Genomic DNA, 14,433 nt, shown 5'->3' with positions numbered 1-14,433 from the left:
GGGAAATCAGGTGGCTGACTGCCTTGCAGAGCCCTGTTCCCAATGACAATGCGGTGCGTCAAGCCAGCGGAGGCATAAATGGCACTCGATTATTTTGCTCTTGGTCTGCTTTTTTTTGTGGGTTTGGTCATTTTTTATGGGGTCATCGTCATTCACGACATTCCCTATGAAATAGCCAAGCATCGTCAGCACCCCCATCAGGACGCCATTCACGTGGCCGGCTGGGTCAGTCTGTTCACCCTGCACGTGCTGTGGCCCTTCCTCTGGATCTGGGCCACGATTTATCGCCCCGATCGCGGCTGGGGCTTCAACCAGCGGCTGCAGCAGGATGAAGATGATATCCAGCAGCTCAAACAGGAGCTGGCCGACCTCAAGGCCCGCCTCAATACCATCGAACAGACCGAGCAACAGGGATAAATCATGGACCTGCTACTGATCCTGACCTACACGGCCGTCTGCGTGGCCATCTTCAAAATCTTCCGTATCCCGCTCAACAAGTGGACCGTGCCTACCGCAGCGCTGGGTGGCGTGCTGCTCATTGGCACCCTGATCATGCTGATGAACTACAACCACCCCTATTCCGAGATGGCGCGCAACTACTATGTCTCCACCCCGATCGTGCCCCTGGTCAAGGGCCGTGTCATCGAGGTGCCGGTACAGGCCAACCAACCGGTGAAGAAGGGCGACGTGCTGTTTCGCCTGGATGCCGCCCCCTTCCAGCTCAAAGCAGACAGCCTGGCGGCACGGGTTGAATCCAACCGCAACCACCTCAAGTCCATCGAGGCCAGACTGCGCTCCGCCAAGCTGGACCGGGATCGCGCCAGCGACCTGATGCGTCGCGGCGTCGGCAAGCAGCGCGACCTCGACGTTACCCAGGCCAACGTGGACGACATCGTGGCCCAGATCGAGCAACAACAGGCGACACTGGAAGATCTGCAGGCCCAGCTCGACGAGGCCAGGTACCAGGTCGAGCAGACCGTGGTCTATGCTCCGAGCGACGGCCACGTGGTGCAGCTGGCCCTGCGCCCCGGCATGATCGCCACCCCGTTCATGTATCGTCCGGTGATGACCTTCATCCACAAAGACGAGACCGCCTATGTTGGCTGGTTCTGGCAAAACAGCATGCAGCGCCTGGCGGTGGGCGATGAGGCCGAAGTGGTGATCGACGGCATCCCCGGCAAGATCTTCCAGGGCAAGGTGACCGCCGTGATCCCGGCCATCGCCGCAGGCAATGTGCAGGCCAACGCCGGTTTGCTGGATCAGACCAGTGCCGTGCGACCGGGTCGCCTGCCGGTGCTCATCTCCATCACCGACCCCGAGTGGGCCAAGTATCAGGTGATCGCCGGGGCCAGCGGCCAGGCCGCCATCTACACCAAGCACTTCCACCATGTCTCGGTGATGCGCAAGGTGCTGCTGCGCATGGCCAGCTGGATGAACTACGTCTTCCCCTTCCACTAAGCGAAGATATTATCGCCAGCGGCCGGCACCATGCCGGCCCGCTGTTTTTTGGTGCCAGGATCCCTATAATGGCGCCACCTTGCGCCACAGCCGTTCCCCATGTTCGTTCTCAGACCCTATCAAACCGACGCGGTCAACGCCGTCATCAGCCACTTTCGCAAACACCCGGATCCCGCCGTGGTGGTGCTGCCCACCGGGGCCGGCAAGAGCCTGGTGATCGCCGAACTGGCCCGCAAGGCCCGTGGCCGGGTGCTGGTGCTGGCTCACGTCAAGGAGCTGGTGGAGCAGAACCACGCCAAGTACGAATCCTGGGGACTCCGGGCCGATATCTTTGCCGCCGGGCTCGCACGCAAGGAGGCGAGCGCCCAGGTGGTGTTTGGCTCGGTGCAGTCGGTGGCGCGCAATCTGGACGCCTTCGACGGGGCGTTTTCGCTGCTCATCATCGACGAGTGCCACCGGGTCTCGCTCGATGACGACAGCCAATACCATCAGGTGATCGACCACCTCAAGACCGCCAATCCGGTCCTCAAGATCCTCGGTCTCACCGCCACCCCCTATCGGCTGGGGCTGGGCTGGATCTACCGGCGCCACTACCACGGCATGGTCAAGAGCCACGGCGAGCGGCTGTTCGGTGACTGCGTGTTCGAACTACCCCTGCGTTTCATGGTCAAGAACGGCTACCTGACCCCGCCGCGCCTGGTGGACGCCCCCATCGTCCACTACGACTTCAGCAAGCTGGTGCCGCGGGAGAACGGCCTGTTCAGCGAGGCGCAGCTCAACGGCGAGATCAAGCGCCAGGAGCGGGTCACCCCCCATATCCTGAGCCAGGTGCTGGAGTATGCCGCCGACCGGCAGGGGGTGATGATCTTCGCCGCCACCGTCGAGCATGCCCGGGAAATTCATGGCCTGCTCGGTGCCAGAGGCCAGCAGGCCGCCCTCGTCACCGGCGAGACGCCGGGACCGGAGCGCGACGCTCTAATCAGTGCCTTCAAGGCGCGCGAGCTCAAGTTTCTGGTCAACGTGGCGGTGCTCACCACCGGTTTTGATGCCCCCCACGTCGATCTCATCGTGATGCTGCGTCCCACCGAATCGGTGTCGCTCTACCAGCAGATTGTGGGACGGGGCCTGCGCCTCTCACCCGGCAAGAGCGATTGCCTAGTGCTCGACTACGCAGGCAACAACTTCAACCTGTTTGCCCCCGAGGTGGGGGAGCCCAGGCCCCACGCCGGCACCGAGCCGGTTCAGGTGCCCTGCCCCGCCTGCGGCTTTGCCAACACCTTCTGGGGCAAGACCGACGAGGATGGCAAGGTGATCGAGCACTACGGCCGCCGCTGTCAGGGACTGTTTGAAGATGACGAGGGCAACCGCGAGGAGTGCGACTACCGCTTTCGCGCCAAGATCTGCCCCGGATGCGGCGCTGAAAACGACATCGCCGCCCGTCGCTGCCAGAGCTGTGACCAGCTGCTGGTGGACCCTGACGACAAGCTCAAGGAGGCCCTCAATCTCAAGGACTGCATGGTGATCCGCTGCGCCGGTTTGACCCTGAGCCCTGGGCGCGGCAAGCAGGGGGAGCGGCTGGAGGTGACCTACCACGACGAGGATGGCCTGACCCTGACGGAGTACTTCCCCTTTCACTCCCGGGGTGTACAGCGCTTGTTTCAACAACGCTTTGTGCGTCATCATTGGCCCGCCCCGGGCCTGGAGCCCGAATTCACGACCCTGGCGAGCGTGATGCTCGCGGCAGACCAGTTCCGTCACCCGGATTTCGTCATCGCCCGCAAGTCGGGACGCTTCTGGCAGGTGAAGGAAAAAATATTCGATTACGAGGGGCGTTACCGGACTGCCAACGCCCCGGCCTGACCCCATGGCAGGCGATACCCGGCAGTCACCCGGTTTGATTATCGGGGCGGTTTCTGATGCCGCCCTTTCGTTCAGTTAGAGGATCCTATGCAGCGGCTGTTGATTGGTTTTTGTGCTCTCTTTTCTCTGGCGGTCCACGCCGCCCCGCTGACCCCGCCCAAGGGGGGCCAGTACGCCGTCATCGTACAGGGCAACAACGGGGTGGAATTTGCCCGTCACGCCGATGACATGATAGCCCCCGCCTCCACCATGAAGGTGCTCACCGCGCTCGCCGCACGCCTCGAACTCGGTGCCGACTTCCGCTTCGCCACCGACATCCAGGCCCAGCCCGGCGCCAAACAGGGCACTACCATCAACGGCGACATCTGGATCAACTTCGTCGGCGACCCGACCCTGTCGCGCATGGATCTGGTTGCTCTGTTCAAACAGTTGGGCGTCACCCGCATTCAGGGCAACGTCTATGTCAACACCGGTGCCTACAACGGCTATGAGCGTGGCAACGGCTGGTCCTGGGGGGATCAGACCCTCTGTTTCGCCGCTCCCGTCTCCTCGGTCATCATCGACAAGAACTGCGCCTACGGCACCATCACCGCCACCCAGATTGGCAAGCCTGCGGTGGGCAACGTGGCCACCGGCGTGCCCATCGGCATCGGTGCCGACAACGTGGAGGTGATGAGCTATGGCGACATGGCGCGTCAGTTCTGCGCTCTGGAAGTAGACATGGCCAAGGGCAACTTCTACGAGCTCAAGGGCTGCATCACCCCGAACAAGGAGCCACAAGGGCTGCGCTTTGCCATCCATGACGTGGAGGCCTGGGGCTGGGACAACATCCGCTGGGCCATGAACCGCGCCGGGATCAGCCACGACGGCCTGCTGCGGGTCACCCATCAGGCCCCTGTCGGTGCCCAGACCCTGGCGACCCACTACTCCGTCTCCCTGCCGGTGATGCTCGCCAAGATGTTGAAAAAGTCCGACAACCTCTACGCCGATACCTTCCTCAAAACCGTGGGGCGTCACTACTACAACAAGCCGGGCAGCTATCGCAGCGGCACCATGGCGGTGCGCGCCATCCTGACCAAGCACGGCATTGACCTTGGCAACGCCACCCTGGCCGACGGCTCCGGCCTCTCCGCCCACAATCTCATCAGCGCACGCCAGATGTTGTCGGTGCTTAACTTCATCCAGAAGAACGATGCCGAGCTCGACTTCATCAAGCTGCTGCCAAGCTCCCAGGTGGACGGCACCCTGGCCTGGCGACGCAGCGTCACCGCCCCCATGATGAAGAACAAGGTGCACGCCAAGACCGGTACCATCACAGGTACGTCGAACCTCGCCGGTTTCATCGACACCGCCGGTGGCCAGCGCAAGGCCTTCGTGATGTTCCAGCGCGGTCTCTCCCAGGATCCGGCGACCCACGAGCGCTACCGCGCCAGCAAGGCGCCCTGGCCCTGGACCGTCTTCGAAAAAGGCGTGCTGGAGAGCATCTACCAGCAACAACCCATCCAGATCGTCGAGCAGTGATAGACGGGCTGCCTTGCCGGCAAGGCGGCCCGATTCCCCGGCCTTGGGGCGAAACAGGGACGCTGGCGCCGTCATCAGCAGTGGGTGCAATCGGAGATGGCGAACGTAAGCATCGCTATTTTCAGCTTTGACTGACAGGGCGCCAGGGCTATGCTGTGCCCAGCCTCATCTCAATGGCCTTCTTCAACGGCTTGTTTAATGGAGAGAAAAGATGTTTGTAGAGATTTTTGGTCGTCCCGGTTGCCCCTATTGCGTGCGTGCCAAGCAGATTGCCGAGCAACTGACCGAGGAGCGCGATGACTTCGAGTTCCGCTACGTGGATATCAACGTGGCCGGGCTGACCAAGGACGATCTCGCCGCCAAGGCGGGCAAGCCGGTCACCACTGTGCCGCAGATCTTCCTGGATGAGCAGCACATCGGCGGCTGCACCGATTTTGAGGCCTATGCCAGAGCCAATCTGGGTCTGTAAGCCCCCACAACATGAAAAAAGGCGCCTCTGGCGCCTTTTTTCATGTCGCCAAACCTGCCTCAGGCCACCGGCGTGAAGCGGCTCACCACCTGTCCCTGATGTTCAATCCACTCCATGAACATGGCGACGGGGCGGGCATAGACCTGACCATCCTGTTCGGATTGATAGATCACCAGCTGCTCCTGGGTTTCGGTGTGCAAGGCCAGGGCCAGAACCTGGTAATAGCCCCCCTTGAAATGGCGGTAGCGACCGGTGGCGGGTGCCTGCATGAGTGAACCTCGAGAGCGGGAAGATGAGCCCCCGTGCCTGCGTGCTCCCCTGGCAGACCGACGGGTCGGGGCCTTTTTTACCCCAGCCAATCGTGCCAGATGGGGGAGATATTTCAATACACTCATGTTGCTTTATGAATCTGCCCCTCATCTTTCACTAATCTACCAAAGAGAGGCAAACGATCATGCTGAATTTAACATTTCAACAACCCTATTTCAGGGGTAAATATCAGGGATTTATTCCATAAATTAGATTGTTCTAGCATTCAATTCTGTGAAGAATAGGGGCAGAGAAATTTGATACTAAAAACAGCTTTTCTGCCAACGCGCCCCACGGGGAAGGAATCACGCTCACCATGTTCACTATCGACAAGTCGCACAAGCTCGACGATGTCTGCTATGACATCCGCGGCCCGGTGCACAAAGAAGCTCGCCGTCTCGAAGACGAAGGTCACCGCATCATCAAGCTCAACATCGGCAATCCGGCCCCGTTTGGCTTCGAAGCACCGGAGGAGATCATCAAGGATGTGATCCTCAACATGCCCCAGAGCCAGGGCTACTGCGACTCCAAGGGGCTCTTCTCCGCCCGCAAGGCGGTGATGCAGTACTACCAGCAAAAAGGGATGCGCAAGGTTGACATCGACGACATCTACATCGGCAACGGTGCGAGCGAGCTCATTGTGATGGCGATGCAGGCGCTGCTCAACAATGGCGACGAGATGCTGGTGCCCTCCCCCGACTACCCGCTCTGGACCGCGGCCGTCACCCTCTCCGGCGGCCATGCGGTGCACTACCGCTGTGACGAAGGGGCTGACTGGTATCCGGATCTCGACGACATCCGCGCCCGCATCACCCCGCGCACCCGCGGCCTGGTGCTGATCAACCCCAACAACCCGACCGGCGCCGTCTACGGCAGCGAGTTTTTGCTTGAAGTGATCGAGATCGCCCGTCAGCACAACCTCATCATCTTCGCCGACGAAATTTACGACAAGATCCTCTACGACGACATCTCCCACACCAGCGTCTGCACCCTGTGCGACGATGTGATGGTGGTGACCTTCAACGGCCTCTCCAAGGCCTACCGCGCCTGCGGCTTCCGCCAGGGCTGGATGGTCATCACCGGACCCAAGGGCCGCGCCAAGGGCTACATCGAGGGACTGGAGATGCTGGCCTCCATGCGGCTGTGTGCCAACGTGCCCATGCAGCACGCCATCCAGACCGCCCTTGGGGGCTACCAGAGCATCAACGAGCTGATCCTGCCGGGGGGCCGCCTGCGTCGCCAGCGGGACAAGGCCTGGGAGCTTTTGAACGAGATCCCCGGGGTCTCCTGCGTCAAACCCAAGGGGGCGCTCTACATGTTCCCGCGCCTCGACCCCAAGGTGTATGACATTCGCGATGACCAGAAGATGGTGTTCGACCTGCTGCAGCAGGAGAAGCTCCTGCTGGTGCAAGGCACCGGCTTCAACTGGCCGGCACCGGATCACTTCCGCCTGGTGTTCCTGCCCCGGGAAGAGGAGCTGGAAGAGGCCATCGGTCGCCTCGCCCGCTTCCTCAAGGGCTACAAGCAGTAAGCAAGGCTCATGAAAAAGGCTCCCGCGGGAGCCTTTTTGTTGTCTGTCGTTTTCTATTCGCGCCATCAGCCGTGGAGCAGGGCCCCGGCCACCAGCACCGCCATGGTGATGAGGGCCACCCCGATGATGAAGGGCAGCACCCAGCGCACGAAGCGATCGTAGGGGATCCTGGCGAGCGCCAGCCCCGCCACCAGGTGGGCGGCGGTGGGGGCGAACAGGTTGATCCAGCCGGAGGCGGACTGATAGGCGGTGATCACCAGATCCCGCGAGATACCGGAGAAGTCCGCCAGCGGCCCCATCAACGGCATGGAGACGGTCGCAAGCCCCGATGTGGAGGGGATGAAGAAGCTCAGGATGATGTGCACCAGATAGGCCATCAGGATGAAGACCGATGACGACAGCCCGCTCACCAGTCCCTCGGCCCAGTGCAGTATGGTGTCGATGATGACGCCGTGCTCCATCACCACATAGATGCCGCGCGCCACCGCCACCACCAGGGCCACCCCGATGAGATCCCGCGCCCCGTTCAGGAAGGTCGCCACGTAGTTGGACTCCGGCATCCGGTTGATGAGGGCAATCAGGATGGAGGCGCTGAAGAAGAGGGTGGAGAGCTCGTCGAACCACCAGCCCAGGGTGGGCAGCAGATCGATGCCCAGATCCGACCAGGGCACCACCGCATAGATCATCAGCAGGAAGGTGCCGAAGAAGACCAGCATGGTGAGCTTCTGCTTGCCGCTGAAGGCGAGATTGCCGCTCTTCATCTGGGAGAACTCGTCGTCATAGACGATGTCGGCCAGCACGGAGCGGGACTTGTCCTGCTGCACCTGCCTGGCGTAGCGCATCACGAACCAGGAGGCGAAGATCACCAGCAGCAGCCACTGGATGACCCGCAAGCCAATCCCCTCACCGATGGGAATGCCGGCAAAACCGGAGGCGATGCCGGTAGCAAACGGGTTGACGGTGGAGGCGAGCACCCCGACCCCGGAGCCAAGCAGGATGATCCCCGCCGCCACCATGCGATCAAAGCCCGCCGCCATCATCACCGGCACGATCAGTGCCCAGAAGGCCACCGTCTCCTCCGCCATGCCGAAGGTGGAACCACCAAGAGCAAAGAGAGCGATCAGCACCGGGATCAGCAGCCGTTCGCGCCCGGCAAAGCCGCGCACGATGGCTCCCACCCCGGCATCCAGTGCCCCGCTTTGCATGGTCACCGCGAGAAAACCGCCGATGATGAGCACGAACAGTGCGACGTCGGCCGCCTTGTGAAAGCCCTGAATGGGGGCCTTGAGCACATCGAATACCCCCTGCGGATGAGAGGGCAACTCGGTGTAGCTGCCGGGCACCGGCAGCAATCGCTCGTCACCGCTGTAGTCAGCCACGGCCGCGGCCGCCACCGGCTGCTGGGTCTTGGCCGTCACATAGTTGTATTTGCCCGCCGGCAGCACCCAGGTGAGGGCCGCCATCAGGGCGATGATGATGAAAAGCAGGGTATAGACAGTGGGGAGCTGGCGCTTCTTGGGCGCCTCATGGGATGTGGTCATGACTTTCGTACCTCGGCGGTGCCGTCTGTGATCCGGACAGCGCAAGCCTAGCGGGTTTGTTCGGGGAAAAAGGTGATCGCGGATAATAAACCTGAGGCAACAGGTTGAGTCTGCTGCAAAAAAACAGGGCCCCGCAGGGCCCTGTCTGTGCTGACGACCGACTTACAGCTCGACCACGTCGAATTGCACGTCCGGATTCACGTCCGCATCGTAGTCCACCTCGTCCAGACCGAAACCGAACAGGCGCAGGAACTCCTGCTTGTAGCCGGTGTAGTCGGTCAGTTCACTGAGGTTCTCGGTGGTGATGGAGGGCCAGAGATCACGGCAGGTCTGCTGCACGTCTTCACGCAGTTCCCAGTCATCCATGCGGATGCGGGCCTGCTCGTCCAGCGCCATGTCGGCGCCGTACAGGCGGGTACGCATCATGCGGTCCACCTGCTCCATGCAACCCTCGTGGATGCCCTTCTCCTTCATGATCTTGAAGGCCATGGAGATGTAGAGCGGCATCACGGGAATGGCAGAGGAGGCCTGGGTCACCACGGATTTGAGCACGGCCACGTGGGCGGTCCCCCCCTTGGCGGCCAGATCGCCACGGATGGCGGTGGCAGCGCGGTCCAGATCTTCCTTGGCGCGCCCCAGGGTACCATGCCAGTAGATGGGCCAGGTCAGGTCGGTACCGATGTAGGAGTAGGCCACGGACTTGGCGCCGTCAGCCAGCACACCCGCATCGCGCAGAGCCGCCATCCACAGCTCCCAGTCCTGGCCGCCCATGACGGTGATGGTGCTCTGGATCTCTTCTTCATTCGCCGGCTCGACGGTGGCGGTGATGATCTGATCCTTGTTGGTGTCGATGGCGGTGGAGGTGTAGACCTCGCCGATGGGTTTGAGGGCGGAGCGCACCACTTCGCCGGTGTCCGGCAGCTTGCGCACCGGAGAAGCCAGGGAGTAGACCACCAGATCGATTTGACCCAGATCCTGCTTGATGAGCTCGATCACCTTGGCACGGCACTCGTGGGAGAAGGCATCGCCATTGATGCTCTTGGCGTAGAGGCCGGCCTCTTTGGCGGCCTTGTCGAAGGCGGCGGAGTTGTACCAGCCGGCGGAGCCCGTCTTGGTCTCGGAGCTCGGCTTTTCGAAGAAGACACCGATGGTGGCAGCTCCGCTGCCGAAGGCTGCGGCAATGCGAGAGGCCAGACCATAGCCGGTGGAAGCGCCGATCACCAGCACCTTTTTGGGGCCATTCTCGATGGCGCCCTTGGCTTGGGTGTAAGCGATCTGGCGACGAACATTGGCTTCACAACCAACCGGGTGGGTGGTGGTGCAGATAAAGCCGCGAACCTTGGGTTTGATGATCATGTGTTGTCTCTTATCCGTTTGATGGATGAAATCGGGGCATAAGATACCTCATTGCGGCCCGTTATGGTGCTCTGATGTGTTGAACTGCGGGGAAACAGGCAGGGATCCGTCGCTTTATGCCGCCATGGCACACCCATTGTGCAGGAGATCTCCCCGCCATGGACCAGAGAGATGCAACGTGAGGACCGGAATGTCACACCCGGAACGAGGCCGTTGTCTGACCTTGCGCCATGTACTAGTGTGCAAGGAAGAGGATTCAAGGAGGAGTCTATGTCACGCATGCTGGTCATCTCTCTCGCCTGCCTGGGGCTTGCCACCGTCCCCGTTGTCCAGGCGGCTGTCTATCAATGCGCCCGCGATGGGCAGATCACCTTCAGCGACATCCCCTGCAGCAGCGACGCCAAACCCATGGCACTCAATGTCTATACCCCCTCCCCCGAGGCAGTGGAGCAGGCGGCCAACCAGACCCGGGAGATAGAGCAGAGCCTGGCGAACGGCCAGAAACAACGCCAGGCCGAGGCGCTGCGCACCGAGATCGAGGCCAAAAAGCAGAAGATGAACAACGAGATGACCCAGATCACGGAGAACAAGGCAAGATCCCGCAATGTCTCGGCAGAGATGCAGTCGGTCACTACCCGATATCAGAAAGAGATTGAGTCCCTGAACCAGAAACTCTCCACCTTGCAGGCAAAATAAACACTCCCTGTTTCGGGACAGGAAATATACCAAAGCGGCAATGTCGTCACGGGTTCACACATGCCGCATATCCAAAAACTCACACCGTTGGCCGTTTATTTCTCACACCAGAGAGTCAGATAGCGGCTATTTCCAGATCCCCGCCTCCACCTATTTCACTGTGCCCATATAAGACTCATTAAATCCCCATGCAGGCCACATGGCGCGCCACTGGATTCATATGAAGGCGATATATAGAATAGTCAGTGCCAAAAGAGGCGCCTTCATGCCAATATTCCCTGGGGCCAGGGCGGCCCAGGAGATAAATAACCCTTGTACGAGACCCCACAATTAAGAAGCCATTTATCAACATTGAAAAATAAAAAGTTAATTTGAGTTCGATGACGACTCATCAGGACGCAATGCTATTGTTAATTTACTCAGATTTGGTCGTTATCCCATTCAAGGGTCTCATGGAGGAGCGCTGTCATGTTCTGGAATCAAAAAGTAAGCAAGGAAGCCAGTGAGCAAGCGGCAAGGGTGGTGGAGCTGGGAGCATTTGAACAGGCTATCCAGTTGCAGGTCCCCTTCGTCCAGTTCACCCCGGCGGGAGTGGTCACCTTCGCCAACGAACTGTTTCTCAAGATCGTGGGATTTGAGCGTGACGAGGTGATTGGCAAGCATCACAGCACCCTCTGCTTCCCCGACGACGTCAATACCCGGGATTACGAGACCTTGTGGCAGGATCTGCGCCACGGCGTCTCCCGCAGCGGCCGCTTCATTCGCCAGTCGAAATCCGGCAAGGCCGTGTGGCTGGAGGCGACCTATTTCCCCATCGTGATCGACGGCAAGGTGGTGCGGATCGCCAAGGTCGCCTCCGACGTGACCCAGCAGCAATCCACTCTGGAGCGCACCCAGGCCCTGCTGGCAGCGCTGGACAAGTCCCTGGCGGTCATCGATTTCCAACCCGATGGCACCGTCATCACCGCTAACCAGAATTTCCTCAACTGCTTTGGCTATCGGCTGGAAGAGGTGGTCGGCAAGCATCATCGCCTCTTCTGTGACAGCGAGTTCTACCAGAACAACCCCCATTTCTGGCAGGATCTCGGCTCGGGTGACATCAAATCAGGGCTTTTCATGCGCCTGGGTCACCGGGGGGAGAAGATCTGGCTGGAGGCCACCTACAACCCCATCTTCAACCACGAGGGCAAGGTGGTCAAAATCATCAAGCTGGCGAGCGACATCACCGAGCGGGTTGAGAAATCCATCTCCACCCGGGAAGCGGCCCAGAAGGCGTGTGCCATCGCCAGCGAAACCGTCGCGAGCGCCGCCAGGGGACGGGAGGTCATCGACAGGGTGCTCGACACCTCCTCTCACATCAACACCTCGGTCAATGCGGTCAGCAAGCAGATAGAGCAGCTCAACCAGCAATCCAGGAGCATCGAATCCATCATCTCCACCATCAGCGGTATCGCGGATCAGACCAACCTGCTGGCCCTCAACGCCGCCATCGAGGCGGCCCGCGCCGGGGAACAGGGACGGGGATTCGCGGTCGTGGCCGACGAGGTGAGGCAACTGGCGGCGCGCACTTCCAGCTCCACCAGCGAGATCGTCACCGTCATCAAGCACAACTCGGAGATCACCTCCCAGATCACCCAGACCGTCTCCGTCGTCTCCGACAAGGCGGTGGCAGGTCAGGAGCAGGCCACCATCATCGCCGATGTCATCAAGGAGATCATCGAGGACGCCAACTCGGTGTCGGACACCGTCAAGAGCCTCTCCATCTGAGCAACAGCTGCCAATGACAACGGGGGGCCCAGGCCCCCCGTTGTCATTGCTGTCCGCCCACCCGAAACCCGCTCAGCCATCCCCCAGGAGATAGTGTCTGGCTTCCTCGTCCGCCAGCGCGAGGGCGATGTCCCATAGCGCGGCGATGCAGAGCCCCTCCTCCCCCACAGCCTCCTCTTCCAGCGCCTCCAGGGCTCTGGCATCGGCCAGGGTAAAGGGGGGATGGCTCAACAGGCTTTTGGCAGCGGCCAGCAAGTGCATGTCGCTCATCGGTCGGCTCCTTCTTCGACAGCGTGTTTCCCTGCCCAGACTGTAGCCCAATGGCGGCGACTCATCCCCCGGTGGCGACTGCCTGCGCACGCTTCCTGCCGGACGGCAGCTGGCCCACCCCGATGCCGACCAGCACGGCGGCGCAGGCCACCCATTGCAGGGCCGTGAGCGTCTCTCCCAGCAGCAGATAGGCGAGCAGCAGGGTAAAGACCGGTATGAGGTTCACATAGGCCGCCGCCAGGGTCACCTTCACCTGGGTCACCGACCAGTTGTAGAGCAGGTAGGCACCCAGGGTCACGAAGGCACCGAGGAAGAGGATGACCCCCATGTCCTGCCAGGCCCAGCTCGCGGGCCAGGGCGCACTGAAGGCAAAGGGCGCGAAGAAGAGCATGCCGACGAAGGCCTGCAACGCCGTCAGTGTCATCACGCCGTAGCGGCTGGAGAGCTTCTTGAATACCACAGAATAGGTGGCGGCGCAGAGCATGGCGCCCATCTCCAGGCTATTGCCGAGCAGGGCGTTGGGAGCGAACTCGTCGGCGCCCTCCCCCAACCCCAGCAGGGCGATGCCAACGATGGCGATGGCAAAGCCCAGCAGTTGGCGGCGACTCACCCGCTCTCCAAGCAGTACGAAGGCCACCAGGGCCACCATCAGGGGAAGCAGGGCACAGACCATGCCAGCCTGGCCAGCACTGGTGTAACGCAGGGCGTTGACTTCCAGAAGGAAGTAGAGGCAGGGCTCAAGCGCCCCCATCAGGGCCAACCAGCGCCAATCCCCCTTCTGGTAAGTGACGCGGCCAAGCTGGCGGTAGCAGAGCAGCCAGCAACAGGACGCCACCCCCATCCGCATGAAGAGCACCTGACCGAAGGACCAGATTTCCAGCACATGTTTGAGGGCGATGAAGGAGCTGGACCAGAGCAGCATGGCCAGGGTCAGCGTCAAGACGGGTAAAGGGCGCACAATGCCTCCATGAATTGGGCATTCGAATAATAACCATACGGCCTTGCGGTTGTCTAAAGGCACCTAACATCAGATAATACGGCCGCCTTCATACCGGATAACCCATCTTCAATGACTGAGTACCTGCTTTTACTGGTCGGCACCGTGCTGATCAACAACTTCGTGCTGGTGAAGTTCCTCGGCCTTTGCCCCTTCATGGGTGTCTCCGGCAAGCTGGAAACCGCCATCGGCATGGGTCTGGCCACCACCTTCGTCATGACGCTGGCCAGCGCCTGCTCCTATCTGATGGAGCACTACATCCTGATCCCGCTGGAGATCGCCTACCTGCGCACCCTGGGCTTCATTCTGGTGATCGCCGTGGTGGTCCAGTTCACCGAGATGGTGATCCGCAAGAGCAGCCCGACCCTCTATCGCCTGCTCGGCATCTTCCTGCCGCTCATCACCACCAACTGTGCCGTGCTCGGCGTGGCGCTGCTCAGCATCAACGAGCGCCACAACTTCATCCAGAGCATCATCTACGGCTTCGGGGCCGCCGTCGGCTTCTCCCTGGTGCTGATCCTGTTTGCCGCCATGCGTGAGCGGCTGGTGGCCGCCGACGTGCCGGCACCGTTTCGTGGCGTCTCCATCGCCATGGTCACCGCTGGCCTGATGTCGCTGGCCTTCATGGGCTTTACCGGCCTCATCAAGATATAACGCT

Annotated in this window: 14 protein-coding genes and 1 pseudogene; 10 read left to right on the top strand and 5 right to left on the bottom strand. The window is 61.0% G+C overall.

The features are described from left to right. Positions 1 to 78 precede the first annotated feature (78 nt). From AB5Y53_RS18915 to AB5Y53_RS18895, 5 genes are all read left to right on the top strand, one after another. Positions 79 to 417 carry a DUF3302 domain-containing protein gene (locus AB5Y53_RS18915; protein ID WP_104455719.1) on the top strand — a complete coding sequence of 113 codons (339 nt, stop codon included), beginning with the start codon at positions 79 to 81 and terminating at the stop codon, positions 415 to 417. 3 nt (positions 418 to 420) lie between these two features. Further along, the gene (locus AB5Y53_RS18910) at positions 421 to 1,458 is read left to right on the top strand and encodes an HlyD family secretion protein (protein ID WP_201894803.1); all 1,038 of its coding nucleotides are present in this window, start codon (positions 421 to 423) and stop codon (positions 1,456 to 1,458) included. A 99-nt stretch (positions 1,459 to 1,557) separates the two neighbouring features. Next, on the top strand, positions 1,558 to 3,318 hold the full coding sequence (locus tag AB5Y53_RS18905; RefSeq protein ID WP_368182867.1) for a DEAD/DEAH box helicase: 1,761 nt from the start codon (positions 1,558 to 1,560) through the stop codon (positions 3,316 to 3,318). A gap of 87 nt (positions 3,319 to 3,405) precedes the next feature. Continuing rightward, positions 3,406 to 4,839, top strand: coding sequence for a D-alanyl-D-alanine carboxypeptidase/D-alanyl-D-alanine-endopeptidase (dacB, locus tag AB5Y53_RS18900; protein ID WP_042017206.1), 1,434 nt, complete (start codon positions 3,406 to 3,408; stop codon positions 4,837 to 4,839). A 211-nt stretch (positions 4,840 to 5,050) separates the two neighbouring features. Next, positions 5,051 to 5,308, top strand: coding sequence for a GrxA family glutaredoxin (locus tag AB5Y53_RS18895; RefSeq protein WP_010674029.1), 258 nt, complete (start codon positions 5,051 to 5,053; stop codon positions 5,306 to 5,308). 59 nt (positions 5,309 to 5,367) lie between these two features. Here the strand turns inward: AB5Y53_RS18895 and AB5Y53_RS18890 are convergent, their stop codons facing one another. Beyond that, entirely contained in the window at positions 5,368 to 5,577 is a 210-nt protein-coding gene (locus AB5Y53_RS18890; RefSeq protein WP_010674028.1) for a DUF1653 domain-containing protein, read from the bottom strand. Between the two features lie 356 nt (positions 5,578 to 5,933). On the opposite strand from AB5Y53_RS18890, the gene AB5Y53_RS18885 reads away from it, so the two are divergent. Next, a complete protein-coding gene (locus AB5Y53_RS18885; protein ID WP_005302243.1) occupies positions 5,934 to 7,148 on the top strand; it encodes a pyridoxal phosphate-dependent aminotransferase in 1,215 nt (404 codons plus the stop codon). Between the two features lie 65 nt (positions 7,149 to 7,213). Here AB5Y53_RS18885 and AB5Y53_RS18880 read toward each other — a convergent pair whose 3' ends face one another. Next, positions 7,214 to 8,689: a YfcC family protein gene (locus tag AB5Y53_RS18880; RefSeq protein WP_368182865.1), complete on the bottom strand. Its 1,476-nt coding sequence runs from the start codon at positions 8,687 to 8,689 to the stop codon at positions 7,214 to 7,216. A 162-nt stretch (positions 8,690 to 8,851) separates the two neighbouring features. Continuing rightward, the gene (gene fabV, locus AB5Y53_RS18875; RefSeq protein ID WP_041212832.1) at positions 8,852 to 10,045 is read right to left on the bottom strand and encodes an enoyl-ACP reductase FabV; all 1,194 of its coding nucleotides are present in this window, start codon (positions 10,043 to 10,045) and stop codon (positions 8,852 to 8,854) included. 270 nt (positions 10,046 to 10,315) lie between these two features. Here fabV and AB5Y53_RS18870 point away from each other — a divergent pair, with 270 nt between their 5' ends. The 3 genes and pseudogenes from AB5Y53_RS18870 (at position 10,316) to AB5Y53_RS18860 (ending at position 12,508) form a co-directional block, all read left to right on the top strand. After that, complete coding sequence (locus AB5Y53_RS18870; protein ID WP_039038680.1) at positions 10,316 to 10,741, top strand: DUF4124 domain-containing protein; 426 nt, start codon at positions 10,316 to 10,318, stop codon at positions 10,739 to 10,741. Positions 10,742 to 11,209: 468 nt separating this feature from the next. Further along, positions 11,210 to 11,968: pseudogene (locus tag AB5Y53_RS18865) on the top strand (PAS domain-containing protein); the annotation flags it as partial. Positions 11,969 to 12,076: 108 nt separating this feature from the next. Next, positions 12,077 to 12,508, top strand: coding sequence for a methyl-accepting chemotaxis protein (locus AB5Y53_RS18860; RefSeq protein WP_256094419.1), 432 nt, complete (start codon positions 12,077 to 12,079; stop codon positions 12,506 to 12,508). Positions 12,509 to 12,580: 72 nt separating this feature from the next. Here AB5Y53_RS18860 and AB5Y53_RS18855 read toward each other — a convergent pair whose 3' ends face one another. Together AB5Y53_RS18855 and AB5Y53_RS18850 are read right to left on the bottom strand one after the other, a co-directional pair. Further along, complete coding sequence (locus tag AB5Y53_RS18855) at positions 12,581 to 12,778, bottom strand: hypothetical protein (protein ID WP_039038678.1); 198 nt, start codon at positions 12,776 to 12,778, stop codon at positions 12,581 to 12,583. Positions 12,779 to 12,839: 61 nt separating this feature from the next. Next, on the bottom strand, positions 12,840 to 13,736 hold the full coding sequence (locus tag AB5Y53_RS18850) for a DMT family transporter (protein ID WP_069784649.1): 897 nt from the start codon (positions 13,734 to 13,736) through the stop codon (positions 12,840 to 12,842). Between the two features lie 111 nt (positions 13,737 to 13,847). Between AB5Y53_RS18850 and rsxA the strand changes: the two genes are divergently transcribed. Further along, a complete protein-coding gene (gene rsxA / locus AB5Y53_RS18845; protein WP_039038677.1) occupies positions 13,848 to 14,429 on the top strand; it encodes an electron transport complex subunit RsxA in 582 nt (193 codons plus the stop codon). Positions 14,430 to 14,433 lie beyond the last annotated feature (4 nt).

Origin of the sequence: Aeromonas sp. R7-5 (genome assembly GCF_040908015.1) — a bacterium.
In the GTDB taxonomy this organism is placed as follows: Bacteria; Pseudomonadota; Gammaproteobacteria; order Enterobacterales; family Aeromonadaceae; genus Aeromonas; species Aeromonas caviae.
This window is presented reverse-complemented; position numbering and strand designations above follow the sequence as displayed.